26 protein-coding genes are annotated in these 26,665 nt (G+C 61.4%); 20 read left to right on the forward strand and 6 right to left on the reverse strand.

Translation table 11 applies throughout. The features are described 5' to 3' along the window. The first annotated feature begins 136 nt into the window (after nt 1–136). The 20 genes from B5P46_RS27570 (at nt 137) to ureG (ending at nt 17,626) form a co-directional block, all read left to right on the forward strand. Entirely contained in the window at nt 137–2,041 is a 1,905-nt protein-coding gene (locus tag B5P46_RS27570; protein ID WP_129421508.1) for an acid phosphatase, read from the forward strand. A 186-nt stretch (nt 2,042–2,227) separates the two neighbouring features. Next, entirely contained in the window at nt 2,228–3,520 is a 1,293-nt protein-coding gene (gene urtA / locus B5P46_RS27575; RefSeq protein ID WP_129421509.1) for an urea ABC transporter substrate-binding protein, read from the forward strand. A 115-nt stretch (nt 3,521–3,635) separates the two neighbouring features. Next, on the forward strand, nt 3,636–5,273 hold the full coding sequence (gene urtB, locus B5P46_RS27580; RefSeq protein ID WP_129421510.1) for an urea ABC transporter permease subunit UrtB: 1,638 nt from the start codon (nt 3,636–3,638) through the stop codon (nt 5,271–5,273). Continuing rightward, complete coding sequence (gene urtC / locus B5P46_RS27585; RefSeq protein WP_129421511.1) at nt 5,270–6,433, forward strand: urea ABC transporter permease subunit UrtC; 1,164 nt, start codon at nt 5,270–5,272, stop codon at nt 6,431–6,433. Before urtB ends, urtC begins: the two co-directional genes overlap by 4 nt. Nucleotides 6,434–6,438: 5 nt before the next feature. Continuing rightward, the gene (gene urtD / locus B5P46_RS27590) at nt 6,439–7,194 is read left to right on the forward strand and encodes an urea ABC transporter ATP-binding protein UrtD (RefSeq protein WP_026158829.1); all 756 of its coding nucleotides are present in this window, start codon (nt 6,439–6,441) and stop codon (nt 7,192–7,194) included. Between the two features lie 256 nt (nt 7,195–7,450). Beyond that, complete coding sequence (urtE, locus tag B5P46_RS27600) at nt 7,451–8,146, forward strand: urea ABC transporter ATP-binding subunit UrtE (protein WP_003542323.1); 696 nt, start codon at nt 7,451–7,453, stop codon at nt 8,144–8,146. A gap of 159 nt (nt 8,147–8,305) precedes the next feature. Continuing rightward, entirely contained in the window at nt 8,306–9,127 is an 822-nt protein-coding gene (locus B5P46_RS27605) for an urease accessory protein UreD (RefSeq protein ID WP_129421675.1), read from the forward strand. Between the two features lie 33 nt (nt 9,128–9,160). Beyond that, nucleotides 9,161–9,463, forward strand: a complete 303-nt coding sequence (locus tag B5P46_RS27610) for an urease subunit gamma (RefSeq protein WP_003542318.1) — start codon at nt 9,161–9,163, stop codon at nt 9,461–9,463. Between the two features lie 9 nt (nt 9,464–9,472). Continuing rightward, entirely contained in the window at nt 9,473–9,724 is a 252-nt protein-coding gene (locus B5P46_RS27615; protein WP_129421512.1) for a DUF1272 domain-containing protein, read from the forward strand. A 10-nt stretch (nt 9,725–9,734) separates the two neighbouring features. Next, nucleotides 9,735–10,040, forward strand: a complete 306-nt coding sequence (locus tag B5P46_RS27620; protein ID WP_129421513.1) for an urease subunit beta — start codon at nt 9,735–9,737, stop codon at nt 10,038–10,040. Nucleotides 10,041–10,062: 22 nt separating this feature from the next. Beyond that, nucleotides 10,063–10,470: a lysozyme inhibitor LprI family protein gene (locus tag B5P46_RS27625; protein WP_129421514.1), complete on the forward strand. Its 408-nt coding sequence runs from the start codon at nt 10,063–10,065 to the stop codon at nt 10,468–10,470. 16 nt (nt 10,471–10,486) lie between these two features. After that, entirely contained in the window at nt 10,487–11,125 is a 639-nt protein-coding gene (locus B5P46_RS27630) for a Urease operon accessory protein (protein ID WP_129421676.1), read from the forward strand. Between the two features lie 11 nt (nt 11,126–11,136). Next, nucleotides 11,137–11,403 carry an AbrB/MazE/SpoVT family DNA-binding domain-containing protein gene (locus tag B5P46_RS27635; protein ID WP_033179990.1) on the forward strand — a complete coding sequence of 89 codons (267 nt, stop codon included), beginning with the start codon at nt 11,137–11,139 and terminating at the stop codon, nt 11,401–11,403. Next, a complete protein-coding gene (locus B5P46_RS27640; RefSeq protein WP_164986558.1) occupies nt 11,390–11,800 on the forward strand; it encodes a PIN domain-containing protein in 411 nt (136 codons plus the stop codon). The genes B5P46_RS27635 and B5P46_RS27640 overlap by 14 nt, the downstream gene beginning before the upstream one ends. 9 nt (nt 11,801–11,809) lie before the next feature. Then, nucleotides 11,810–13,522 (forward strand): urease subunit alpha, encoded by a 1,713-nt coding sequence (gene ureC / locus B5P46_RS27645; RefSeq protein WP_018493805.1) that lies wholly within the window; start codon nt 11,810–11,812, stop codon nt 13,520–13,522. Between the two features lie 31 nt (nt 13,523–13,553). Next, on the forward strand, nt 13,554–14,225 hold the full coding sequence (locus tag B5P46_RS27650; protein ID WP_129421516.1) for a TIGR02117 family protein: 672 nt from the start codon (nt 13,554–13,556) through the stop codon (nt 14,223–14,225). 331 nt (nt 14,226–14,556) lie between these two features. After that, nucleotides 14,557–15,420 (forward strand): GGDEF domain-containing protein, encoded by an 864-nt coding sequence (locus B5P46_RS27655; RefSeq protein ID WP_129421517.1) that lies wholly within the window; start codon nt 14,557–14,559, stop codon nt 15,418–15,420. Nucleotides 15,421–15,568: 148 nt separating this feature from the next. After that, the gene (gene ureE / locus B5P46_RS27660; RefSeq protein WP_129421518.1) at nt 15,569–16,147 is read left to right on the forward strand and encodes an urease accessory protein UreE; all 579 of its coding nucleotides are present in this window, start codon (nt 15,569–15,571) and stop codon (nt 16,145–16,147) included. 6 nt (nt 16,148–16,153) lie between these two features. Beyond that, nucleotides 16,154–16,825, forward strand: coding sequence for an urease accessory protein UreF (locus B5P46_RS27665; RefSeq protein WP_129421519.1), 672 nt, complete (start codon nt 16,154–16,156; stop codon nt 16,823–16,825). A gap of 189 nt (nt 16,826–17,014) precedes the next feature. Beyond that, nucleotides 17,015–17,626 (forward strand): urease accessory protein UreG, encoded by a 612-nt coding sequence (ureG, locus tag B5P46_RS27670; protein ID WP_003542294.1) that lies wholly within the window; start codon nt 17,015–17,017, stop codon nt 17,624–17,626. A gap of 64 nt (nt 17,627–17,690) precedes the next feature. On the opposite strand, the gene B5P46_RS27675 is transcribed toward ureG, so the two are convergent. The 6 genes from B5P46_RS27675 to B5P46_RS27700 form a co-directional block, all read right to left on the reverse strand. Beyond that, complete coding sequence (locus tag B5P46_RS27675; protein WP_129421520.1) at nt 17,691–18,374, reverse strand: Crp/Fnr family transcriptional regulator; 684 nt, start codon at nt 18,372–18,374, stop codon at nt 17,691–17,693. Nucleotides 18,375–18,541: 167 nt separating this feature from the next. Beyond that, nucleotides 18,542–21,868, reverse strand: coding sequence for an efflux RND transporter permease subunit (locus B5P46_RS27680; RefSeq protein ID WP_129421521.1), 3,327 nt, complete (start codon nt 21,866–21,868; stop codon nt 18,542–18,544). Between the two features lie 12 nt (nt 21,869–21,880). Further along, entirely contained in the window at nt 21,881–23,071 is a 1,191-nt protein-coding gene (locus tag B5P46_RS27685; RefSeq protein WP_129421522.1) for an efflux RND transporter periplasmic adaptor subunit, read from the reverse strand. Between the two features lie 508 nt (nt 23,072–23,579). Beyond that, nucleotides 23,580–24,551: an ABC transporter substrate-binding protein gene (locus tag B5P46_RS27690; RefSeq protein ID WP_027663876.1), complete on the reverse strand. Its 972-nt coding sequence runs from the start codon at nt 24,549–24,551 to the stop codon at nt 23,580–23,582. Between the two features lie 58 nt (nt 24,552–24,609). Further along, on the reverse strand, nt 24,610–25,737 hold the full coding sequence (locus B5P46_RS27695; protein ID WP_129421523.1) for an ABC transporter permease: 1,128 nt from the start codon (nt 25,735–25,737) through the stop codon (nt 24,610–24,612). Beyond that, the gene (locus B5P46_RS27700) at nt 25,734–26,663 is read right to left on the reverse strand and encodes an ABC transporter permease (RefSeq protein ID WP_129421524.1); all 930 of its coding nucleotides are present in this window, start codon (nt 26,661–26,663) and stop codon (nt 25,734–25,736) included. Before B5P46_RS27700 ends, B5P46_RS27695 begins: the two co-directional genes overlap by 4 nt. Between the last annotated feature and the right edge of the window lie 2 nt (nt 26,664–26,665).

Below are 26,665 nucleotides of genomic sequence, written 5' to 3' on the forward strand. Positions count from 1 at the left end.
CAGTTTTGGCGGGATGGTTGGGAAAGGCAAGAGGCGGGCACCGGCTGGTTCACAGAATGGCAATATTTTTGCAATTGATCTGTCACATAAGGGCTCTAACTCTCCCGGCGTTCGTTCAATCATTTCGGGTATCACCATGTCTGTTTTAAGCCTTTGCCGCCTGAGCACCGCCCTCGTTTGCCTGCTTTCCACCGTGCCATCGCTTGCCAGCGCCGAGCAGGTCACGGCGGCGAAAGCGCCTTATGCGCAGGCCGGAAACACCAACAAGCGTGGTGACGCCTGCTTCTCGACGGTGGACACCAACGCTGCCGTTCACCTTCTCTCCGGCTTCCTCGAAGTCTGGACCCCGCGCACGCCTTTTGTCGATGCGGGTGTCGAAGCCCCGGCCAAGGACAATTGCCCGGCGGTCGCCAAGACGGATTGGGACGGCATTCCCGCCAGCAAGACCGACGGCCATATCGTCAACCAGGCCGTCCATGACGCCAACATTGCCTATGTCGTCAATGCGACGCGGGCGCGGACGGCCGATCAGGCGGTGGCCGCCTATCTCGACGATCGGCGCGGCAAGAATGCCAGCATCGTCGATGGCCTCGGTCCGCTGACGGATGCCTGGAAGGCCGGCTCGAAGCAGACCACCACGATCACCGAGGTGGCGGCCGACGCGACGACGGTCAAATATGACGACAAGGGCAATAATCGCGGCGCCGGCAGCAAGCCGGACACGGAAAACAAGACCGATGCCAACCCCGACATGGGCCTTGCAATCGACTTCATCAATGCCGCAAGCGGTGACGGCTCGACGGAGCCTGCCAAGCGCTACTTCAAATATGGGCGTCCCTACCGCTGGAGCCAGGACGTATCAGTCGTCCCGACGCTGGAGCCCGCCAAGAGCGGTAAGGCGGCCGAGGATGGCGGTTTCCCCAGCGGGCATACGGCGGAAGCCTGGCGGGATGCGCTCGCCATGGCCTATCTCGTACCGCAGCGCTTTCAGGAAATGATCGCGCGCGCCAGCGAACTGGGTGAAGACCGCATCCTCGCCGGCATGCATTCTCCTCTCGACGTGATGGGCGGCCGGATGCTCGGCACCGCCACGGTCGTCTATAATCTGAACAAGGCCGACAATGCGGCGCTGAAGAGCGATGCTTACGCCCAAGCGCAGGCGTGGCTCGTCGCCAAATCAGGGGCTGCGGATGCGGGCGCACTCGAGGTCGCCGCCCATGCGGCACCGCTGGCTACAGATCGTTTCGCCGATCATGACGCCAATCGCGCTTACGTGCTGCAGCGGCTGAGCTACGGCCTGCCGACGATCCATGCGACCGATCAGCCGGCGCGCGTGCCGCAGGGTGCCGAAGCGCTTCTCGAAACGCGTCTGCCCTATCTGGACGGCGAGCAGCGCCGCGACGTGCTGAAGACGACGGAGATCACCTCCGGCTACCCGCTCCTCGACGATGCGGAAGGTTACGGCCGCCTCAACCTGTTTGCTGCCGCCGACGGTTACGGCGCGTTCGAGCAGGATGTTACCGTGACGATGGACGCGGCAAAGGGCGGCTTCAATGCGATCGATACCTGGCGGAACGACATCACCGGCAAGGGCAAGCTGGTGAAGCTCGGCAGCGGCATTCTCGGGCTTTCGGGCGCCAACAGCTATGCCGGCGGCACCGTTCTGGAAGAGGGCGCGCTGGTGGCCGGCTCGCCCTCTGCCTTCGGTCGTGGCGGGCTGACGGTCAATGGCGGTTCGCTCGTTCTGGCGGCCGACAGGCCGTTGAGGGTGAGCGGCGATTATCAGCAGTTCGCCAATGCCACGGCGAAGCCGGCGCTCGGCGCGAACGGCGCGGGCACGCTGGTCGTCGCGGGCAAGGCGGCGCTGGCCGGCGACCTGGACGTGACGCTTGCCGATGGCTATGCCCCGACGCCCGGAACGAAGATCGAGATCCTGAAGGCGGGTGCCGTGACCGGCACCTTCGGCAAGTTCACGGTTTCCGGCCACAAGGCGAGCCTCTCCTACGGCCCGACGTCGGTCACCTTGACGATCGACGGATAATTTCCGGCATCGAGATGGGCATCCCTGCTGCGGGGATGCCTTTCCAACCTGGCCTGCCTGTTTGACCCCCGCGCCTACGTCAATCGACGTATGTGTTTTCGCGCTGCGGCACCCGATAGTTCTTTAAGCAACAGTTAATCTCCGTTTCCGGTCTGTTGCGGAACAAGAAGAGGGGAGTTCAACCAGATGAATCTCAAATCCACTATTACGGGCGCAGCGCTCGGCGCCGTCATGGCGGCGTCGGCCGCCTTCGGCGGTGCAGTTGCCGCCGATGACACGATCAAGGTCGGCATTCTGCACTCGCTCTCCGGCACCATGGCCATCTCCGAGACCACGCTCAAGGACGCCATGCTGATGCTCATCGACGAGCAGAACAAGAAGGGCGGCCTTCTGGGCAAGAAGCTCGAGGCCGTCGTCGTCGACCCGGCTTCCGACTGGCCGCTGTTTGCCGAAAAGGCACGTGAGCTGATCCAGAAGGACAAGGTTGCCGCCGTCTTCGGTTGCTGGACGTCCTCGTCGCGCAAGTCCGTTCTGCCGGTTTTCGAAGAGACCAACTCGATCCTCTTCTACCCGGTCCAGTATGAAGGCGAAGAGTCCTCGCGCAACATCTTCTACACCGGTGCTGCTCCGAACCAGCAGGCCATTCCTGCTGTCGACTACCTGATGGAAAAAGAAGGCGTCAAGCGCTTCGTTCTCGAGGGTACGGACTACGTTTATCCGCGCACGACCAACAAGATTCTCGAGGCATACCTGATTTCGAAGGGTATTCCGAAAGAAGACATCATGACCAACTACACGCCGTTCGGCTTCTCCGACTGGCAGACCGAAGTCTCCAAGATCAAGGAATTCGGTTCGGCCGGCAAGAAGACCGCCGTCGTCTCTACGATCAACGGCGATGCCAACGTTCCGTTCTACAAGGAACTGGGCAACAAGGGCATCAAGGCAACCGACATCCCCGTCGTCGCCTTCTCGGTCGGCGAAGAAGAGCTTGCCGGCCTCGACACCAAGCCGCTCGTCGGCCATCTCGCTGCCTGGAACTACTTCGAATCGGTCGAAAGCCCGGCCAACAAGAAGTTCATCAAGGAATGGCACGCTTTCACCAAGAACGACAAGCGCGTGACGAACGACCCGATGGAAGCCGCCTATATCGGCTTCAACGCATGGGTCAAGGCCGTCCAGGCTGCCGGCACGACCGATACCGATAAGGTTCTCGACACAATCATCGGCGTCAGCGTTCCGAACCTCTCCGGCGGTTATGCGACCGTCATGCCGAACCACCACATCACCAAGCCGGTGCTGATCGGTGAAATCCAGGCCGACGGCCAGTTCGAAATCGTCCAGCAGACACCTGCCGTCGTCGGCGACGAATGGTCAGATTACCTGCCCGATTCCAAGGACCTGATCTCCGATTGGCGCAAGCCGATGTCCTGCGGCAACTTCAACGTTGCTACGGGCAAGTGCGGTGGCAAGGGCTCCTGAGTACGACCCCGATCCGATGATTGCCTGAAGGATTCCGTCCGGGTTTGATCCCGGGCGGAAGCTCCGTCCCAGCGATTGCCCCGCGAGGCCAACACTATCAAGGGCGAGAAAGCCGATGTATCGCGCCATAAAGATTTTCCTCATCACGGTTTGCCTGACATTTTCGGGCCTGACATTTTCGGGCGTGATGATCTCGAGCGAAGTCCAGGCCCAGGACGATATCCACGTGCTTATCGACGCGCTCGGCGTCGGCGATTTCCCGGAACGCGAAGTGGCCATCAAGGCGCTGGTCGCTTCCAAGGATCCGCATGTCAGCCAGATCCTGCAGCAGTTGAGCGACGGCCTTCTCTACGTCAATTCCGATGGCGGCCCGGTTCTCCTCCAGGGCGGTACCGATGACGAACCGACCTATTCCGATCCGATCACCGGCGAAGCCGCTGCCGATGTCGATCCGGATCTGATGACGAAGGTCAAGATCAACAACGCGCTTCGCGGCGTCATCAGCGCCGCCAGCAGCCAGTTGACGCTGATGAGCCCGGACCGTTCCGCGCGGCTTGCCGCGGCGCAGGGCTTGCTGAAAGATGCCGATCCCGCCAATCTCGACCTGCTGAACTCGGCGCTTGCGGCCGAAAAGGACGCTGAGATCAAGAATACGATGGAAGCGGCGCGCGCAGTGCTGCTGCTCAAGACGGATGCGAGCGTCGAAGACAAGAAGGCTGCGATCGATACGATCGCGGCGCGCGGCAATCGCGATGCGCTGACCATCCTCACGGCCACACTCGAAACCGCGCCTGACGACCTGAAGCCGGCGATCCAGGCGGATATCAGCTCCATCAATCGCAGCCTGGCGCTGTGGGATATCGTCCAGAACATCTGGTACGGATTGTCTCTCGGCTCGGTACTGCTGCTTGCCGCGATCGGCCTTGCCATCACCTTCGGCGTCATGGGCGTCATCAACATGGCGCATGGCGAAATGGTGATGATCGGCGCCTACACCACCTATGTGGTGCAGGAATACATTACCTCCGCCTTTCCTGAACTTGCCGATTATTCGCTGGCCTTTGCCGTGCCTGCGGCCTTCGTCTTTACCGGCTTCGTCGGTCTGGTGATCGAGCGCGCCGTCATCCGCTTTCTCTACGGCCGGCCGCTCGAAACGCTGCTCGCCACCTGGGGCGTGTCGCTCATCCTGCAGCAGGCGGTGCGCAGCATCTTCGGCCCGACCAACCGCGAGGTCCGCAACCCGAGCTGGATGTCCGGCGTCTTCGATCTCGGCGGGCTCTCCATCACCTGGAACCGACTGTGGATCATCGTCTTTTCGATGGTCGTCTTCGTGGCGCTGCTCCTGCTGCTCAAGCGGTCCGCCTTCGGCCTGCAGATGCGTGCCGTTACGCAGAACCGTCGCATGGCGTCGTCAATGGGCATCCGCACCGGTTGGGTCGATGCCTTCACCTTCGCGCTCGGCTCGGGTATTGCCGGCATCGCCGGCGTGGCGCTCAGCCAGATCGACAATGTCTCGCCGAACCTCGGTCAATCCTACATCATCGACAGCTTCATGGTCGTCGTCTTCGGCGGTGTCGGCAATCTCTGGGGTACGCTGGTCGGCGCTCTGTCGCTCGGCGTCGTCAACAAGTTCCTCGAGCCCTTCGCCGGTGCCGTGCTCGGCAAGATCCTGGTGCTCGTTCTCATCATTCTCTTCATCCAGAAGCGTCCGCGCGGGCTCTTCGCACTCAAAGGAAGGGCGGTGGAAGCATGATAACGGCCTTCCTTCTCCGATCACTCGATCGCAAGATCGTCATTGCCATCGCCCTCCTGCTTCTGGTCGCGGTCCTTGTGCCGGTCCTGAACCTGATGACGGGGCCGACCCATCCGCTGCACGTGCCGACTTATATCATGTCGCTGTTCGGCAAGTATCTGACCTATGCGCTGCTGGCGCTGGCGCTTGATCTCGTCTGGGGCTTCTGCGGCATCCTCTCCCTCGGCCACGGTGCCTTCTTTGCGCTCGGCGGCTATGCGATGGGCATGTATCTGATGCGCCAGATCGGTACGCGCGGCAGCTACGGAGACCCGATCCTGCCCGACTTCATGGTGTTCCTGAACTGGAGGGATCTGCCCTGGTTCTGGTACGGCTTCAACCATTTCTGGTTTGCGGCGCTGATGGTGCTCGTCGTGCCCGGCCTGCTCGCCTTCATCTTCGGCTGGTTTGCCTTCCGCTCACGCGTCAACGGCGTCTATCTCTCGATCATCACCCAGGCGATGACCTACGCGCTGCTGCTGGCCTTCTTCCGCAACGACATGGGCTTCGGCGGCAATAACGGCCTTACCGATTTCAAGGACATTATCGGTTTCAACGTCCAGGCTGACGGCACGCGTGCAGTCCTCTTTGCGGCAACTGCGATCTTCCTTGCTCTATCGCTGCTGCTCGCCTCGGCGATCGTGCGCTCGAAGTTCGGCAAGGTGCTGGTCGGCGTGCGCGATGCCGAAAGCCGCACGCGCTTCCTCGGTTACCGCGTCGAGCACTTCAAGCTCTTCACCTTCGTCGTCTCGGCGATGATGGCTGGTATTGCCGGTGCGCTCTACGTGCCGCAGGTCGGCATTATCAATCCCGGCGAATTCGCGCCTGCCAATTCGATCGAAGTCGTCATCTGGACAGCGGTGGGCGGGCGGGCGACGCTGATCGGCCCGATCATCGGCGCGATCCTCGTCAACGGCGGCAAGACGATCTTCACCGGCCTCTTCCCGGAGTTCTGGCTGTTTGCGCTCGGCGGCCTCTTCGTTGCCGTCACGCTGTTTCTGCCCAAGGGTGTCGTCGGCACGATTGCGCAATATCTCGGCAAGCGGAAGGTCGTCTCCAAGGCGGCACCACCGGCGGCTGAGGAAGACGGTATCGAGCCGAAAATCCAGGCAGCGGAGTGAGCGCCATGATCCCCGACGTCAAACCCACCAGCGTGCTTTATCTCAACGGCGTCTCGGTTTCCTTCGATGGCTTCAAGGCGCTGAATTCGCTGTCGATCGTCATAGAACCCGGCGAGCTTCGCGCCATCATCGGCCCGAACGGCGCCGGCAAGACGACGATGATGGATATCATCACCGGCAAGACCAGGCCCGACGAGGGCGAGGTCTTCTTCAACGGCACGATCGATCTCACCAAGAAGGACGAGGCCGATATCGCCCAGCTCGGCATCGGCCGCAAGTTCCAGAAGCCGACGGTCTTCGAAAGCCATACGGTCTGGGACAATCTGGAGCTGGCGCTGAACCGTCGTCGCGGCGTGTTCTCGACGCTGTTCTACCGGCTTTCGGGCGAGGACAAGGCGCGCATCGAGGAGATCCTCGAAACGGTGCGGTTGACGCATCGCCGCGACGAATTCGCCGCCAATCTCTCGCATGGGCAGAAGCAATGGCTGGAGATCGGCATGTTATTGGCGCAGGAGCCGAAGCTCCTGCTCGTCGACGAACCGGTGGCCGGCATGACCGATGCGGAGACGGCGGAAACTGCGATCCTGCTCAAGGATATCGCCAAAACCCGGTCTGTCGTCGTCGTCGAACACGACATGGGCTTCATCCGAGACCTCGGCGTCAAGGTGACCTGCCTTGCTGAGGGATCGGTGCTGGCAGAGGGATCGATCGATTTTGTGAGTTCGGATCCGAAGGTCATCGAGAACTATCTGGGGCGGTGATGATGCGGTCGATGTTTCTGGATTGGTCCGAAAGGGGAGCGACATATTCCCTCTTCTCCCCAACGGGGAGAAGGTGGCCCGAAGGGTCGGATGAGGGGGCCGCACGGCACACCGCTGATAACCTTTTGCCTTCGCTCAAGGTGCTCGTCGCGGTTGCTCCTCACCCCCCTCATCGCCTCGCTGCGCTCGGCACTTCTCCCCGCGGGGGAGAAGAGGGTGCTCGCATCGCAGGCACGACAAACAAGGATGTCGCATCATGCTGACAGTCGAAAACGCAAACCTGCATTATGGCGCCGCTCAGGCGCTGCGCGGCATCTCGATCAAAGCGGAGATGGGCAAGATCACCTGCGTGCTGGGGCGTAACGGCGTGGGGAAGAGTTCTCTTCTGCGCGCCGTTACCGGCCAGCATCCGCTGTCGGCCGGTACCGTCACCTTCAACGATACCAAGCTCAACGGTCTGCCGCCCTTTGCCCGCGCCAAGCAGGGCATCGGCTATGTGCCGCAGGGGCGCGAAATCTTCCCGCTGCTCACCGTCAAGGAAAATCTCGAAACCGGCTTTGCTCCGCTTGGCCGCCGCGACCGCAACATCCCCGATGACATCTTCAGTCTCTTCCCGGTGCTGAAGTCGATGTTGTCGCGTCGCGGCGGCGATCTTTCCGGCGGGCAGCAGCAGCAGCTGGCGATCGGGCGCGCCATGGTGACACGGCCGAGGATTCTCGTGCTCGACGAGCCGACCGAGGGCATTCAGCCATCGATCATCAAGGATATCGGCCGGGCGATCCGCTACCTGCGTGACTCCACAGGCATGGCGATCCTGCTCGTCGAGCAGTATCTCGATTTCTGCCGCGAGCTGGCCGACTATGTCTACATCATGGACCGCGGCGAAATCGTGCATGAAGGGCTTGCCGAGACGCTGGATACGCCGGAGGCCCGCCGCCACCTGACTGTCTGACTGTCTAACTGGCAGATGCCGCATTTTGCAGCAGAGGGTGCGGCGCCTGGAAAACCTTCCGCCGCCGCCAAGGGTCTGCTCGGGGCGGCATAGGAATTGCTTGCTTTCCGCTATCCGCGCGCTTGAATGAAAACCAGGGGCGCGACCGAAAGGGACGATATGACGATCGCGGCGGCAGGCACGAGACCGCAAAGAGCGGAAGGGCGTGGGCATCTGGCGGCAAAGCTGTTCGATGGCCGCACGCGCATCCGTGAGCTCTATCAGGAGGGGGCAGCGAAGATCCGCCTGCCCGATACATTCGATGCTTCGATGGAAGCCGTCATCATCAACACCGCTGGCGGGCTGACGGGCGGTGACCGCATGGCCTGGAGCGTCGTTGCCGGCGCCGGTACGCGCATCGACGTCACCACCCAGGCTTGCGAGAAGATCTACAAGGCTTCGGCCGGCACGGCGGAGGTTTCGACCAGCATCGAGGTCGGCGCCGGCGCCCGTGTGGACTGGCTGCCGCAGGAGACGATCCTTTTCGACCGCGCCTCGCTGTTCCGCCGGCTGGATGTCGATCTCGACGAGGATGCCGAATTTCTCGCCGTCGAAGCCGTGTTGCTCGGCCGCAAGGCGATGGGTGAGACGGTGGTATCAGGGCTGTTCCACGACCGCTGGCGCATCCGCCGGTCGGGTCAACTGATCCATGCCGAGGAACTCAGACTTTCCGAAGGCGTGGCGGCACTCGCGGCGCGGCAGGCCGTGCTCGGCGGGCAGGTGGCCTTTGCGACGCTGCTTTATGCCGGGCCGCTTTCAGAAGCCTATCTTGGCAAAGTCCGGCCGCTCGTCGAAGGATCGATGGGCGGTGCGAGCGCTTGGAATGGCAAACTCGTCGTCCGCCTTGCCGCAGCCGACGGCTTCTCACTCAGAAAAATCCTGATCCCCGTCATTTCCGCCTTGCGCAATGGTGCGCCTGTGCCGAAAGTCTGGAATCTATGAACTTAAGCATTCGGTCAAGCAGATGGACAAGCGATGAACCTCACTCCGAGAGAAAAAGACAAGCTGTTGATTTCCATGGCGGCGATGGTGGCGCGGCGGCGGCTGGAGCGCGGCGTCAAGCTGAACTATCCCGAAGCGATCGCGCTGATCAGCGATTTCGTCGTCGAAGGTGCTCGCGACGGCCGCCCGGTTGCCGAGCTGATGGAAGCCGGCGCCCATGTGATCGGCCGCTCCCAGGTGATGGAAGGCATTGCCGAGATGATCCACGACGTGCAGGTGGAGGCGACATTCCCCGATGGGACCAAGCTCGTCACCGTGCACGAACCGATCCGGTGAGGGCTTGATATGCTGGAGCTGAGGCCCAATTGCGAATGCTGCGACAAGGATCTGCCGCCTGACAGCGCAGAAGCACGGATCTGTACCTATGAATGCACCTTCTGCGCCGATTGTGTGGACGGCGTGCTGAAGGGTGTCTGCCCGAATTGCGGTGGCAATCTCGTCGCCAGGCCGATCCGGCCGGCAGCGATGCTCGCCAAAAATCCGGGGTCGACGAAACGTGTGCTGAAGGCCGAGGGCTGCGCGCCCAAGGCGGCTTAAGGAGAATGAGATGATTCCGGGCGAGATCATGACCGCAAGCGGCGACATCGAACTGAATGCCGGTGCGCCGACGGTGACGCTGGAGGTTTCCAACACCGGCGACCGGCCGGTGCAGGTCGGCAGCCATTATCACTTCGCCGAGACCAATGCCGGGCTTTCCTTCGACCGCGCGGCGGCTCATGGCAAGCGGCTCGATATCCCGGCGGGGACGGCGGTGCGCTTCGAGCCGGGGCAGACTCGCTTGGTGACGCTGATCCCGCTTTCCGGCAAGCGCGAGGTCTACGGTTTCCGTCAGCTGGTGATGGGCAAGCTTTAAGAACAAAATTCGGGAGAAGTGCATGCGCTTGAATATCTGCCTCGTCGGGGCGGCGATGCTGCTGACGGCAGGTGCTGCCTCTGCTCAGGATATCGATTGCAACAATCCCAAGACGCAATCGGACATGACTGGCTGCGAGGCGGCGCGCCACGAGACTGCCGACAAGGCGCTGAATACGCAATATAAGAAGACGCGCGCCGCCCTGGCGGCGATCGACAAGGACCTGGATGGCGATATGAAGGGCGCGGAGCAGGCGCTGGTCAAGGCGCAGCGCGCCTGGATCGACTATCGCGACGCCGAATGCGACGCCTTTGGATTTCAGGCCCGTGGCGGCACGATGGAGCCGATGCTGGTCGCCGGGTGTCTCGCCAACATTACGGACAAACGCACGAAAGAGCTGAAAGAGCTCGAAGATACGATGAGCAACTAGGGTGATCAGGAAAATCATGATCGTCGGCAATGGCGACATTGAGGAGGGCGGGGCTGGCATCATCGATGCCGCCGATATTGTCATCCGCTTCAATGATTGCCGCTCCTATGGCGCCGGCGGCAGCCGCACGGATGCCGTCGCGGTCTGCAACACCGGCAGGCCGGCAAAGGCGATGCTTGGTTCGCGTGAGTGGCGCGCCCATCCGGGCGTCGTGTCGGCCGGCGAAATCTGGAGCGTGCGCGACCCGGAAAAATTCGCCGCGATGCGGGAGCCGCTTGCCATCTCGCATCCGGAACTCGACGATTTCTGCGACGACTATACCGCTGAGTTCAGCGCCTTCTGCGCAGACACCGGCAAGACGCACGTCGTCATCGGCAAGTCGATTCACGATGCCGTCGATGCAGCGATTTCGGCTTTTGATCCTCAGCCATACGTGGTGCCGAGCAGCGGCATGATCGTGATCGGCGAGGTGCTGGAGAGACATGACGAGGCCGAGGTGATGCTTGCTGGCTTCGGCCATGTCGGCTGGGAATGGCATCCGTTCGCCGCCGAGCGGCAGCTGGTGGACCGGTATATCGACGAGGGACGGCTTCGGCGGCTTGGGACAGACATTGCGGCATCCGGCAAAACGCCTTACATTTTTAACAAAAGGTAAGGAGACCTGTTATGGCGACATCGGCAAAGGTCACATCCAAAAATCAGATCACGCTGCCTGCAGGGTTGCGCAAGTCGTTGGACATTCATGCCGGCGACCGGATCGATTTCGTCGCGAATTCCGACGGCGTTTTCGAGGTTCGTGTGCTGAGAGAAAGTCTTGCCGACTTGATAGGAGTTCTGAAGAGCGACGAACCGGTTTCGGGCGATGACATTGAAAAATGGATCGCCGAGGCGCGCGGTGCAATGGCGACGGGATCGTGGAATGCTGGGGATTGATACGAATATCCTGCTCAGGATCTTTCTCACCGATCTTTCCGAGGGGGACCACACGCCGGACCAGTTCGCCCTGGTTCGCGATGCCGTTGTGGGGAACCGCGAACCGTTCTTCGTCAATCATGTGGTTGTTGTCGAGACGATCTGGGTACTTCGGCAGCAGCTGAAATACAGCAAGGAGATCATTGCCGGGGTCATGACAAGGCTGCTGCACATGTCAAATGTAATGGTCCAGGACGCTGCGACCGTGGAGGCATCGTTGAGCAGCTTCATCGCATATCCGGGCGATTTTTCTGACCATCTGATCGGCGAAATCAACAAGCGAAACGGTTGCCGCACTACCCTGACTTTCGACAGGGCCGCATCGAAATCTCCCAATTTTTCGGAACTCCAGAGGTAGAACCAGAATATGCCCTACAAGATCTCGCGCGCCGCCTATGCCGGCATGTTCGGACCGACCACTGGAGACAAGGTGCGCCTTGCCGATACGGAGCTTTTCATCGAGATCGAGAAGGATTTCACCACCTATGGCGAGGAGGTGAAGTTCGGCGGCGGCAAGGTGATCCGCGACGGCATGGGCCAAAGCCAGGTGACGCGGGCCGATGGCGCGGTCGATACGGTCATCACCAATGCGGTGATCGTCGATCATTCGGGCATCTACAAAGCCGATATCGGCCTCAAGGACGGGCGCATCGTTGCGATCGGCAAGGCCGGTAATCCCGACATGCAGCCGGGTGTCAACATCATTGTCGGCCCCGGCACGGAGGCGATCGCCGCTGAAGGCAAGATCGTCACCGCTGGCGGCATGGACAGCCATATCCATTTCATCGCGCCACAGCAGATCGAGGAAGCGCTGATGAGCGGCATGACCTGCATGCTTGGCGGCGGCACCGGTCCTGCACACGGCACGCTCGCCACCACCTGCACGCCCGGTCCCTGGCATCTCGCGCGCATGATCGAAGCGGCCGACGCCTTTCCGATGAACCTCGCCTTTGCCGGCAAGGGCAATGCCTCGCTGCCGGGCGCGCTGACCGAAATGGTGCTGGCCGGCGCCACCTCTCTGAAGCTGCACGAGGATTGGGGCACAACACCAGGCGCCATCGACTGCTGCCTATCGGTTGCCGACGAATACGACGTGCAGGTGATGATCCACACCGATACGCTGAACGAAAGCGGCTTCGTCGAGGATACGATCGGCGCCATCAAGGGCCGCACCATCCATGCCTTCCACACGGAAGGAGCCGGCGGCGGGCATGCGCCTGACATCATCAAGATCTGCGGCCAGCCGAACGTCATTCCGTCGTCGACCAATCCGACGCGTCCCTATACGGTCAATACCATCGCCGAGCATCTCGACATGCTGATGGTCTGCCACCATTTGTCGCCGTCGATCCCTGAGGATATCGCTTTTGCCGAAAGCCGGATCCGCAAGGAGACGATCGCGGCGGAAGACATCCTGCACGATATCGGCGCTTTCTCGATCATCTCGTCCGATAGCCAGGCCATGGGCCGTGTCGGCGAGGTGGCGATCCGCACCTGGCAGACGGCCGACAAGATGAAGCGCCAGCGCGGCCGGCTGAAGGAGGAAAAGGGCGACAACGACAATTTCCGTGTCCGCCGCTATATTGCCAAATATACGATCAACCCGGCGATCGCCCATGGTCTCAGCCGTGAGATCGGCTCGGTCGAAGTCGGCAAGCGCGCCGACCTCGTGCTGTGGAATCCAGCCTTCTTCGGCGTGAAGCCCGATATGGTGCTGCTCGGTGGCTCGATCGCGGCCGCCCCGATGGGCGATCCGAACGCCTCGATCCCGACGCCGCAACCGGTACATTACCGGCCGATGTTTGCCTCCTACGGCAAGAGCCTCACCAATTCCTCCGTTACCTTCGTCAGCCAGGCCGCGCTCGATGCCGGCCTGAAGGGCCGGCTCGGCGTCGCCAAGGAACTGGTCGCGGTGAAGAATACGCGCGGCGGTATCTCCAAGGCGTCGATGATCCACAACGACCTGACACCCGAGATCGAGGTTGATCCCGAGACCTACGAGGTCAGGGCGAACGGTGAGCTGCTGACTTGCGAGCCGGCGACGGTGCTGCCGATGGCGCAGCGCTATTTCCTGTTCTAGGCCCACGTCGGATGTGTGACGGACGGCTGCGATGAGGACAGGTATCCGCTGGTTGCTGCGGATCGTATTCCTGCTTGTGCTCTCGGTGGCTTGCGGAACCTTCATTCCCCGGCCATTGATTGCCCCGGTCAAGGCGTCATCTGCGGCGGTGACGCATCGGATTCTGCTGCTGTCAGGCCCGATCCATACCGATATTGCCATTCCGCTCGACGCGGAAACGCGGGCTGCCTTTTCCTTCCTCGACGATACCGATTTTCCGCTCGGCCATCCGAACGCGGAGTGGCTCATTATCGGCTGGGGCGGTCGTGCCTTCTATCTGGAAACGCCCACATGGGCGGAGCTGAAGCCGTTGCCGGTGTTGCGCGCGCTGACGATCGACCGTTCAGTGCTGCATGTGGACCTTGCCGGTCCTATCACCGAGCCGCAACCCACCGTTACGGCATTCAATGTCAGTGAGGATCAATTGGCGCAGCTGCGCGATTTTATCTCGGACAGCTTCGTCCGTGACGGGGGCGCGGTGGTGCCGATTCCGGATGCGGGTTACGGCGAGATCGACCGGTTCTTCGAGGCCAGGGGATACTTCAACGCCCTCTTCGGCTGCAACACCTGGACTGCCGCTGCCCTGCGCTCGGCTGGGCTTCGAACCGGCATATGGAACCCGCTTCCACAAGCATTGCGATTGTCTGTTTCTGTCTACAATTGAAGCGGCTGTCGGGCCAGTCCGCTCTTAAAGTGAATTGTGAATAGCGCTCTCCATGTGGTTGTAAAAATCGGTGGAAAAACCGGTATTTTCTGAAGCTAAGCCATTCTGGAACAGCCGCATCGTAAAGCTTGATAAATCCCTTTTATATCAAATGTTTAGCTGTCTCTCCGCTCTGTTCGATTCAGGGATTGGAAAGCTGCATCCCCTGCTAGAAAAATTCTGTCCGCCGAAACGTCCGAAACCGTTCGAATTTTAACGAGTCAATTAAGACACCCACAGCAATTGGGCTCTTATCAATGCCTGGAAACGCCGAGCAGGAAGGTTGATTCTCATGAGGAACTGGATTTCGCTGCAGGCCGATTTCGGCGATCTTCAATACCGCAGGAACGTCTATGTCTTCGCCTTGAAGATGGCTTTTCTTGCCGTTATTCTTTCAGGAGTCATTATCGCATTGACGATGCCGTCGCTCGATCTTCTCGGGCTCCTGCCGGTGACGCTCGCCCATGCAATCGGCTTCAGCGCGATCTTTTCCTGGCTGATCGGCGGTACCGTTTCCGGCATGCTGTCGCTGTTTGCCGGCTTTGCCATGCGCGACCTCGCGCTCTCGCGGGCGGAGTTCGAAAAGCTCAGCCGCACGGATACGCTTTCCGGGCTGCTCAACCGGCGCGCCTTTACCGAGGCGCTTGAGAATACCGATGGAAACGCGTCCCTGGTCATTTTTGACGTCGACCGTTTCAAGGCGATCAACGACCGTTTCGGCCATGGCTGCGGCGATACCGTTATCGTCGCCGTTTCGGGCATGCTCACATCCGCCTTCGATGAGATGTCCGTCGTCGCACGGCTGGGTGGGGAGGAGTTCGGTGTCATCGTCTCCGGGGAGCCGCTGGAGGCGCGGATGGAGCGCATCGAAAGCGTCCGAGCCCGGATCGCCGGCGGCGCCATCAGGGCTGAGGGGCACGATATCCGCATCACTGTTTCCGGCGGCGTTGCCGATCTGGTCGCCGGGCGCAACAAGCAGGCGGTCTATGCCTCCGCCGACCGGGCGCTCTATCTCGCCAAGGCGCTTGGGCGCAATCGCGTCGTACATGAACGGGAAGGTCTGCATCACGCCTGGCACGGGCTCGTCGAAAACGGCGTCGATGGCGAGAATAGAGGACCGGACAGCGACAATGTGATGCAGGCTTACGGAATATAAAAGCCGGGCCTGGAGCATGATGCCGAAAAGTGTTTGCGGTTTTCGGACGACATCATGCTCTATTTTTTGATTTAGACGAAAGGCCATTGGTGCTTGCATCGGGAAGAGCTATTTTGCATGGTCGTCCTCTCAGCAAAACGGACATATCATGCAGCGCGTCACCTCCTATCTTCCCGCCGGAACCCCTTCCTCCCATCCGATCGCCCAGGTCAAGCTGCCGCATGATCTGCGCCATCTGCGCCGCAAGCTGCTGCATCTGGAAAATGGCGAAATGGTCATGCTCGATCTCAAGGATCCGGTGCTTTTCGCCAATGGCGACCTGTTGGTGCGCGACGACGGCGAACTGATCGAGATCCTCGCCGCCGACGAGAAGCTCTTCGAGGTTCGCGGACGCGACCGCACGCATCTGGTCGAGCTCGCCTGGCATCTTGGCAACCGGCATCTTGCGGCCCAGATCGAGGAAGACCGCATCGTCATCCTGCGCGATCATGTTATTCGCACCATGCTGCAGGGCCTCGGCGCCGTCGTCCTCGAGATCGACGAGCCGTTCCAGCCGGCGCGCGGCGCCTATCATTCCCAAGGCGGGCATTCGCATGGGCATGATCACGATCACAATCACGACCACGGGCATGATCACGGCCATGACCATGATCACGAACATGGTTACGAGCATGAGCATGAGCACCGCCACGATCGCGGTCATGATCACGACCACAAGCACGATTGAGCCTTGATGACCAGGGATCGCGAGCTGCAGGCATTGTTGCGTCTGACGGCATGGCTTTCACCGGCCTTTCCGATCGGCAGCTTTGCCTATTCGGGTGGGCTGGAGCGGGCGGTTGCCGACGGGCTCGTTGCGGATGCGGCCTCGCTTGCGGCCTGGACAGGCACGCTGATCGGCAACGGTTCGGTCTGGAACGATGCGGTGCTTCTGGCTGAAAGCCACAGGCACCAAGTGGAAGCCGTACGCCTTGCCGAGATCGCCGCGCTCGCCGAGGCGCTTGCCGGATCACGCGAGCGCCATCAGGAAACGTTGCTGCTCGGCGAGGCTTTTCTCGCAGCGGCGCGGGCCTGGCCGGACGGGGTGTTCGAGCGGCTACCTGACAAGGTCGCTTATCCCGTTGCGGTCGGGGCGGTGACTGGCGCCCATGGCATAGAGCCCGAGAAGGCGCTGGCCGCCTTCCTGCACGCCTATGCCTCACAAGCGGTTTCATCGGGCATCCGCCTCGGTGTCGCCGGGCAAAGGGATGGCGTCGCCGTTCTTGCCGGTCTGGAAGACCATATCGCGGAGGTCGCCCGGCGGGCGGCAGCCTCGACGCTCGACGATCTGGGTTCAGCGACGGTGCAGGCCGATATTGCCAGCCTCCGCCACGAGACGCAGGCGACGCGGCTGTTCCGCTCGTGATTGTCCGAAATATCGCTGCGGCGAGAGCAATTCCAGCAAAAGTGCGCAGCGGTTTTGCGTCCGGAATTGCGTGAAAACAAAGAGATAGAGCGCTTCCGTGATTCGAAGAAAAGCAAGCGCTCTAAGTCATTTGACGGTGGCGCAGGCGGGCGGCTTCGTTATCATCGGGGTTGGATTGGAGTAAGGCACATGAAATCAAGAAACGGACCTTTGCGTGTCGGCATTGGCGGGCCGGTCGGCTCGGGCAAGACGGCGCTGACCGAAAAGCTCTGCAAGGCGATGCGCGACGACTATTCCGTCGCCGTCGTCACCAACGATATCTACACGACCGAGGATGCCGAGGCGCTGGTACGGATGCAGGCATTGACTTCGGACCGCATCGTCGGCGTCGAGACAGGCGGCTGCCCGCATACCGCCATTCGCGAGGATGCGACGATCAATTTGCAGGCGATCGCCGGCCTCAACCAGCGAATCCCCGATCTCGACGTCGTCTTCATCGAATCCGGCGGCGACAATCTGGCGGCGACCTTTTCGCCCGATCTTGCCGATATCACCATCTATGTCATCTCCGTCTGCCAGGGCGAGGAAATCCCGCGGAAAGGCGGGCCTGGCATCACCCGATCGGACCTGCTTGTCATCAACAAGAAGGATCTGGCGCCCTATGTCGGCGCCGATCTCGAGGTGATGGACCGGGATGCGACGCGCATGCGCGCGAGCCGCCCCTTCGTCTTCTCCGACATGAAGCGCGGCGACGGCGTCAGCTCGATCGTCAGCTTCCTCAGGGAGCAGGGCGGGCTCTAAACCGCGTCACGAAACCGCTGCACAGTTTTGCGCAACAGAGCCTTTCGGCATCATGCTCTGACGGTCAGATCTGCCGCAGCACGGTGATGTCGCTGATGGCGATCGCCCGGCCGCGGACCGTGACACCTTTCGTCTTCAGCGTCGAGAAGGCGCGCGAAAGCGCCTCCGGCGCGAGACCGAGCTTGCGGGCAAGCAGATTTTTCGGAAAGGGCAGCCGCAGTGAAGCGGCCGCACCGTCCTCGACGCAATGGGTCAGCAGATAGTTTGCCAGGCGCTGCGGCGCGGTCTGCATGCGGTCGCTTGCCAGGCATTCCATCGTCGAGATCAGATGCAGCGACAGGCTGCGCATGATCGCCTTGCCGATCCGCGGCCGCTCGTCCAGCAACAGCCGGACCTCGGGAATGTGGAAGCACGCCAGCACGGCATGATCCATCGCCTGCGCGCCGGTGCGATAGGTTTCGTCGGCGTGGATCAGGCATTCGGCGAAACTGTCGCCGGGCTCGCAGATGCGGATATCGGCCTGTCTGCCGTCGCCATTGTGACGATAGAGCCTGACATAACCGCTGAGCACGCAATAGAAATAGGCCGCCTTGTCGCCCTCCTCGAAGAGAACGTCGTGCGGGTCGCAGAGGAGAGCGGTGGCGCAGGCGCGCAGGGCTTCAGCCTCGTTGTGGTCGAGCCCGGCCATGAATTCGGCCTTGGCGAGCACAACGGCCTCGTGGCGGTTGAATGACAGCGTCCTGTTCATCTCCCGGTCTCCTGATATGGCCGGTCTTTCCAATTCCATGTGCATGCCGGGCAAAATACGGGAAGGAGATGGCGGCGGGTTTGATTTCGGTCAATCGCCAGAAGTGAACAGCAAAAACGAAACGGGCCGGGAGATCGCTCCCGGCCCGTTCAATTCCTGGGTTTTGCTTATTCCGCCGCGAAGGGCGGCAGGCGCAGCACGTTGGTGTCGTTGCCGTTGGCGGTCTTGCGTTTGCTTTCCGGCTTTTCGATCGCGGTCAGGCGCTCCTCCAGCGAGTCGATGTCGTCGCGGTTCTCTCGGGTGACGCGGGTGAGATCCTCGCGCGACAGGGGCAGCTCCTCATTGTCCTTCCTGCCGACCAGGCGGCCGAAAGCCCAGCCGAGCAGGCGGGAGAGGTCGTCCATGATCAGGAAGAAGGAGGGCACGACGACGAGCGAGAGCACGGTCGAAACGATGATGCCGCCGATCACTGCGATCGCCATCGGCGCGCGGAACGAGCCGCCTTCGCCGACACCGAGAGCGGAAGGCAGCATGCCTGCCGACATGGCGATCGAGGTCATGATGATAGGCCGGGCGCGTTTGCGGCCGGCTTCGACCATGGCCTCGACGCGCGACATGCCCTGGTGGCGCATCTCGATTGCGAAATCGACGAGCAGGATGGCGTTCTTGGTGACGATACCCATCAGCATCAGGATGCCGATCATGACGGGCATCGACAGCGGATTGCTGGTGAGGATCAGGCCCGCCGCGACACCGCCGATGGCGAGCGGCAGCGAGAACAGGATGGTGAAGGGCTGGATCACGTCCTTGAAGAGCAGGATCAGCACCGTCAGCACCAGCAGAAGGCCCATCAACATGGCGTTGACGAAACTCTGCTGCATCTCGGTCTGCACCTTGGTGTCGCCGCTTTCTGCAAGTCGCACGGAAGCCGGAATATTGGCCCCATTGACGATCTCGCGGAAGCGGGCGGACGCTGTGTCGAGTGCGACGCCCTGGGGCAGGTCCGAACCGATCGAGACGACGCGGTAGCGGTTGTTGCGCTTGATCGAGCTTACGCCTTCCGAATAGTCGATATTGGCGACGCTCGCGAGCGGAACGGTGCCGCCGCTGGCGGTCTGGATCTTCAATGTCCGGATGGCCGCGAGATCGCGACGCATGTCGACCGCAGCCTGGACCCGGATCGGGATCTGGCGATCGTCGAGCGAGATCTTGGCAAGGGCGGCATCGACATCGCCGATGGTGGCGACGCGGATCGTCTCGGAGATCTGCTGCGGCGTGATGCCGAGGCGAGCGGCTTCATCCATGCGCGGATGAACCTGCAGTTCCGGGCGGGGCAGGGAGCCGTCGGCGCTGACATTGGCAAGCAGCGGGTCGGCGCGGAGCTTGGATTCCAGAATGCCGACGGCGTCGTTCAGGTCCTTGTCGTTTTTGGAGAGGAAGTTGAAGGAGAGGTCCCGTTCTCCGCGGTCATTGAGCTTCAGGATCCGGACGTCGGGAATGTCGCGCAGCTTGGCGAAGACTTCCTTTTCGATATCCCATTGCGGGCGTTCACGGCCGTGGACTTCCACTTTCGGCAGCATCGGGCCGACGACCGGGATATCGCCGAGCACGTCGTTGACCACCTTCTTGACCAGCGATTGGTCGAGCTTGTCAAGTGCCAGCGTGATGGTCGCACGACGCAGTTCGAGATCGCCCTTCGGCGATGCGCCGCCGAGGACGAAGACGCTTTCGACGCCATTGATGTCCTTGACCCTGTCATAGATCGCATCCGTCGTCTTCTCGGTATCGTCAAGCCGTGCATTGGGCGGCAGCTCGACGGAGAGAACGATGCGTGAAGAATCTTCCGGCGGCAGGAAACTGCCGGGAACCTGCATCAGCAGCAAAACGGAGCCGACCAGGAAAGCGAACGCGACAATCAGCGTCGCATAACGCGTGTACCAGCGTCCGGTCGTGCCACGTATGAGACGGGTGTAGCCGCGCATCAGCAGGCCGTCATTGTCGTGATGGTCTTCCATCGCGTCTTCGGCGCGCATCAGATAGGCGGCCATCATCGGGGTGATAAGGCGCGCCACCATCAGCGAGAAGAACACAGAGAAGGCGACGGTCAGGCCGAACTGGATGAAGTACTGGCCCGGAATCCCCGGCATGAAGGAAACGGGCACGAAGACGGCGATGATGGTGAAGGTAGTGGCGATGACGGCAAGGCCGATTTCATCCGCCGCCTCGATCGCCGCCCGATAGGGGGTCTTGCCCATCTTGATATGGCGGGCGATGTTCTCGATTTCGACGATCGCATCGTCGACGAGAATGCCGGTCGCGAGTGTCAAGGCGAGGAAGCTGACGAGGTTCAGCGAGAAGCCCATCATGTCCATGATCCAGAAGGTCGGGATCGCGGACAAGGGTAGGGCGATTGCCGAAATCAGCGTCGCGCGCCAGTTCCTGAGGAACAGGAAGACGACGATGACGGCGAGCAGCGCGCCTTCGAGCAGCGTATGAATGGCGGCTTCGTAGTTGCCGTAGGTGAAATAGACCGAATCGTCGATCAGTTCGATCTTCACATTGGGGTTTTCGGCCCGCACCTTGTCGAGGTTCTGCGCCACGGTTTCGGCGACGCTGACCTCGCTGGCGCCCTTGGAGCGGAAAACGCCGAAGGTAACGACCGGAGTGTCGTTGAAGCGCGAGAAGGATTTCGGCTCCTCATAGGTGTCCTTGATGACACCGAGATCGGATAGTTTGACGAAGCGGCCGTTCGGCAGGCCGATCGTGGTGTTGGCGAGGTCGGCGACGTTGCGGGCGTCGCCGAGAACACGGATAGCCTGTTCGCTGCCCGCCACCTGGCCGCGGCCTGAGCCGAGGTCGATGTTGGTGCCGCGTAGCTGCTGGTTCACGCTCGCAGCGGTGATGCCGTAGGCATTGAGCTTGTCAGGGGTGAGTTCGATGCGCACTTCGCGCTCTGCGCCGCCGTAACGGTCGACACGGCCGATGCCGGCCTGACCCTGCAGCGAACGCTTGATCGTATCGTCGACGAACCAGGAAAGTTCTTCCAGCGACATGGCGGGCGAGGAAACGGCGAAGGTCTGGATCGCCTGTCCCTCGACATCGACCTTGGAGACGATCGGTGCTTCGGCCGTCGCCGGAAGATCGCTGCGGATGCGGTCGATCGCATCCTTGGTGTCCTGTACGGCCTGTTCGGTCGGCACTTCCATCCGGAACATGACGTTGGTTTGCGAGCTGCCGTCGGTCACCGTCGACTGGATTTCGTCGATGCCGGTGATGGAGGCGACCGCGTCTTCGATCTCCTTCGTCACCTGCATTTCGAGTTCGGCCGGCGAAGCGCCGCTCTGCGTCACGCTGATCGAGACGAGCGGCACATCGATATTTGGAAAGCGTGTGATCGGCAGCGTGTTGAAGGACTGCATGCCGATGAACACCAGCAGGCAGAAGGCCAGCAGCGGCGCGATGGGATTTCGGATGGACCAGGCTGAAAAATTCATCGGGTGGTCTCTTTAGTTGGAAGCCGGGGGCTGTTCACGCACCGGCGTGATGTGGTCGCCGTCGCGGACGTAAGCGCCCGCCTTGGCCACGACTTCGTCGCCGGTCTTCAATCCATCGATGACCTCGACATAGGCGCCGTCCTGGATGCCGGTCTCTATCTTGGCGAATTTCACCACGCCGTCCTCGACTTTGCGGGCGGAGGAGCCTTCGTTGCCGGTGAGTACCGCGGTCAGGGGAAGCGCTACGCCTTCAGTCTCGCGCACGATGATCTCGGCGCTGCCATACATGCCGGAACGCGCCTTGCTGTCATCATCGATAGAGATATGAATGAGGCCGAGGCGGGTGACCGGATCGACGGTCGGTGAAACCAGGCGTACGGCGCCGGAAAGCTTCTCACGGCTGCCGGAAAGCGAAATCGTCGCCTTCTGGCCGGCCATGACCCTGACAATATCGCTTTCGGCGACCTCAGCGACAAGCTCGATATCGCCGTCGCGGATGATGGTGAACAGTGGATCGCCGTTGCCGGCGGCGATGGCGCCGACCTTTGCGTTCTTCGCCGAGACCGTGCCGGCGACCGGTGTCTTCACATCTGTGCGCGCCAGCTTCAGATCGGCATCGGCAATCTGGCTGTCGAAGACCTTGAGATCGGCTTCGGAGACCTCGATCGCCTGTTCGGCGGAGACGACGCGGGCATTGGCTGCGGCGGCGGTCGCATCGGCCTGCTCGACCTGGGCGGTGGAAACCGTGCCCTTCTTGCCCATTTCCTGGGCGCGGGCCTGCTGCTGCCTTGCCTGTTCGGCATTGGCCTGCGCCTCGATGAGCTGGGCGCGCAGCTGGGCGAGGCTTGCCTCGCCCTTGGCCTTCGTCGCCATCATCTGGCTCTTTTCCAGAACCAGCGCGTCATCGTTGAGCGTTGCCAGCGTGCTTTCGGCCTGAACCTTGTCGCCGACATCGGCTTTCAGCGTGCGAATCGAGAGGCCTTCGACCTGCGGCTGGATATAGACTTCCTCGACGGGCTTGACCGTTCCGGTGCCGATGACACGGTCGACGAGGGTGCGATTCACCGCCGTGGTGACGACGATCGCCGGCAGGTTCTGCTGCGGTTTTGCGACCGGCGCTTCCTGCGAAAATGCGGTGGATGCAGCAAGTGCCGCTGCAAAAAGAGTAGAGGCGCCTAGAATTCCAATCGGCTTGCGTGCCATGCGTCGTCGTCCAATCTTATGATAAGGTTGGCCGAACTCGAGCGTCTGCCACTCAGCGCGCGATCAGGCCACTGCCCTTCCTGCATTCTCAGAGGTATCCGCCGATCCTTTGCCGTCTTCATCCCTCGCCGGCAAATTCGGCTTGTAGGTGGTATCGATTTGCTCGATCTACAAGTCCGGCAGAAAACAATTCCCCATTCGGCGATAATAATTACCATTCCGACGTCAATCAATCACCGCAAGGTTATGTCAACATTACGAAGATTGATCGCGCTCATCCCTAAGACGTTTGACGCCCGATAAATGCGACAGTTGCAAGGTACTTTTTTCGGTTGCTAGATGCTGATGATGTAAGCCGACTGGCCTAAAAATCTGAATCAGCATCTAAATCAATAAATAGAGCATGATGTCGTCCGAAAACCGCGTACACTTTTCGGCATCATGCTCTAGAAATAGACGAAACGCGCGGGAAATTTCCCGCGCGTTTCGCTTCGCAATCTTGCCGAATTTATTTGGAAGCGGCGTCGGTGATGTCGTGCGTCCAGGCGCCCGACGGCTCCTTGCTGATGATCTTCTGGTCGAGCAGCGCCTTTGCCGTGCGGGCATAGAGCGCCTCGTCCAGCTTGCCGGAGCTGTCGCCGACCAGCTTGGCGACTTCGCCCATCATGCGCTTCTGATGGTTGTCGTCCTGGCCGCCATTGTCCATGACGATCTCGGCGGCTTCGTCGGGATTGTCGGTGGCATATTTCCAGCCCTTCATCGAAGCGCGGACGAACTTGACCATCTTCTCCTTGAAAGCCGGGTCTTTCAACTTGTCTTCCATCGCATAGAGGCCGTCTTCGAGCAGGTCGTTGCCCATTTCAGTATAGTTGAAGACCGTCAGTTCTTCCGGCTTGAAGCCGGCATCGATCGCCTGCCAGTATTCGTTATAGGTCATGACGGAGATGCAGTCGGCCTGCTTCTGGACGAGCGGCTGCACGTCGAAGCTCTGCTTCAGTACGGTGACGCCGTTCGGACCGCCTTCGGTCGAAAGGCCGAGCTTGTTCATCCAGGCGAAGAAAGGATACTCGTTGCCGAAGAACCAGACGCCGAGCGTGTGGCCCTTGAAGTCGGCTTCGGTCTTGACCGGGCCGTCCTTGCGGCAGACCATTTCCAGGCCCGACTTCTGATAGGGCTGGGCGATGTTGACGAGTGGAACGCCCTTTTCGCGGGCAACCAGGGCACCGCCCATCCAGTCGACGATGACATCGGCGCCGCCGCCGGCAATTACCTGCTCGGGGGCGATATCGGGGCCGCCCGGCTTGATCTCGACATCGAGTCCTTCTTCCTTATAGAAGCCCTTGTCCTTGGCGACGTAATAACCGCCGAACTGGCTCTGCGTGACCCATTTCAGCTGCAGCACCACCTTGTCGGCGGCCATGGCGTGGGCCGATGCAAGCGACATCGCGCTTGCCATCATTGCAACCATCAACTTTCTCATTTTCTTATCCTTACCCTCTGAAGTTATGCCCGGACTCTTTTCTGGAGCCCGCGCGCGCCTAGCCACCACGGATAGACGGATGCCAGAACGTCACCGCCCGTTCGGTCAGGGCGATGATGCCATAGAAGATCGAGCCGGCCAGCGCCGCGACGGCGATTTCCGCCCAGACCATGTCGACATTCATGCGGCCGATCTCGGTGGAGATGCGGAAGCCCATGCCGACGATCGGCGTTCCGAAGAATTCCGCAACGATGGCACCAATCAGCGCCAGCGTCGAGTTGATCTTCAGTGCGTTGAAAATGAAGGGCATTGCCGCCGGAAGCCTGAGCTTCAGCAGCGTCTGCCAATAGCCGGAGGCATAGGTGCGCATCAGGTCGCGCTCCATGCTGCCGGAGGCGGCAAGGCCGGCGACGGTATTCACCAGCATCGGGAAGAAGGTCATGATGATGACGACGGCGGCCTTCGACGGCCAGTCGAAGCCGAACCACATGACCATGACAGGGGCGACCCCGATGATCGGCAGGGCCGAAACCATGTTGCCGATCGGCAGAAGGCCGCGGCGCAGGAAGGCGATGCGGTCGGCGAGCACCGCGACGACGAAGCCACTGAGGCAGCCGACGGTATAACCGATCAGCACCGCCTTGAAGATCGTCTGCCTGACGTCCGCGCCGAGGATGGGCAGCGACGCCATGAACCGCGCGCCGATGGCGCTCGGCGGCGGCAGCAGGATGAAGGGAACGCCGGCGCCACGCGTGACCGCCTCCCAGAGAATGAGGATCCAGGCGCCGAAGATCGCCGGGATCAGGAGCTGGAGCGCCGACTTGCCGAAAGTGGTGACGGGCTGCAGTTTCGACAGCTCGGTGACGCATCGCCAGGCAAGCAGCCAGCAGGCGAAGAGCAGCAGGAAGAAAGCCCGCGTCGCCGCGCCCTCGTTGCCGGAAAGAGCCGAAAGCAGCATCCAGGCGGCACCATGCGCGCCGATAAACAGTACGGTGGCCCGATAGGCCGGCGGCTGCGGTGCGAATGACAGCAGGGCAGCCGCGATGACGATGGTGAAAATGAGGCTTGCCGTGCCGTTGGTGAGGGGGCGCGCCGCGCCCTCGGCCAGAAGCGGCAGGGCCGTCAGCGCCCCGACGCAGAGGAGGAGGGCGACCACGCCTTGCCAGGAGAAGGTCAGATGTCTCATGCCGGCCTCCCGCCCATGGCGCGGTCGACGATCTTCGCCCCAACGCCGACAATCGCAACCAGGATGCCCGCCAGCAGCGATCCGGCGACGAGGGCGGCCCAGATATCAATAGTCTGGCTATAATAGGAGCCGGCGAGCAGCTTCGAACCGATGCCGGCGACAGCACCCGTCGGCAGCTCGCCGACGATGGCGCCGACGAGGCTGGCGGCGATCGCGACCTTCATCGAGGTGAAGAGGAATGGGATCGAGGCTGGAACGCGCAGCTTCCAGAACGTCTGCATCGGGCTGGCATAATAGGTGCGCATCAGGTCGAGATGCATGATTTCAGGCGAACGCAACCCCTTCACCATGCCGACGGCGACCGGAAAGAAGGAGAGGTAGGTGGAGATCAGCGCCTTGGAGACGAGGCGCGAGGCGTCGGAATCGAGGTTCAACAGATGCGCAACGGCATTGTCGCCGGTCAGGACGTTGTAGGAGATGATGACGATCATCGGCGCGATGGCGAGGATCGGTATGGTCTGGCTCGCCACCAGCCAGGGCATCAGCGAGCGGTCCATGGCGCGGTTATGGACGATCAGCACGGCGAGAAGGATGCCGAGCAGCATGCCGAAGCCGAATCCGAGCAGGGTGGAGGAGAGCGTTACCCAGCTGTGATAGACGAGGCTGCGATTGCTCGAAAGGCTGCGCAGAAAGGTGTTCTCGTAGACGTTCTGCGCCACCTGATGCGGCGAGGGCAGGATCGGCTTCGGCTGCGCCAGCGTCTTGCCGATGAATTCGAGGGTGGTGGGTGTGGCCCCGGCGCGGCCGTCCATGTCGCGCTGGAACGGCGCGTTCATCAGGATGGCGGCGACATACCAGATGACGACGAGGGCAAGCAGGATTGTGGTGACGGGGACGATCTTGTCCTTGAATGTGTCGGGTTTCACAG

The sequence above is a fragment of the Rhizobium leguminosarum genome, from assembly GCF_004123835.1.
In the GTDB taxonomy this organism is placed as follows: Bacteria; Pseudomonadota; Alphaproteobacteria; order Rhizobiales; family Rhizobiaceae; genus Rhizobium; species Rhizobium leguminosarum_M.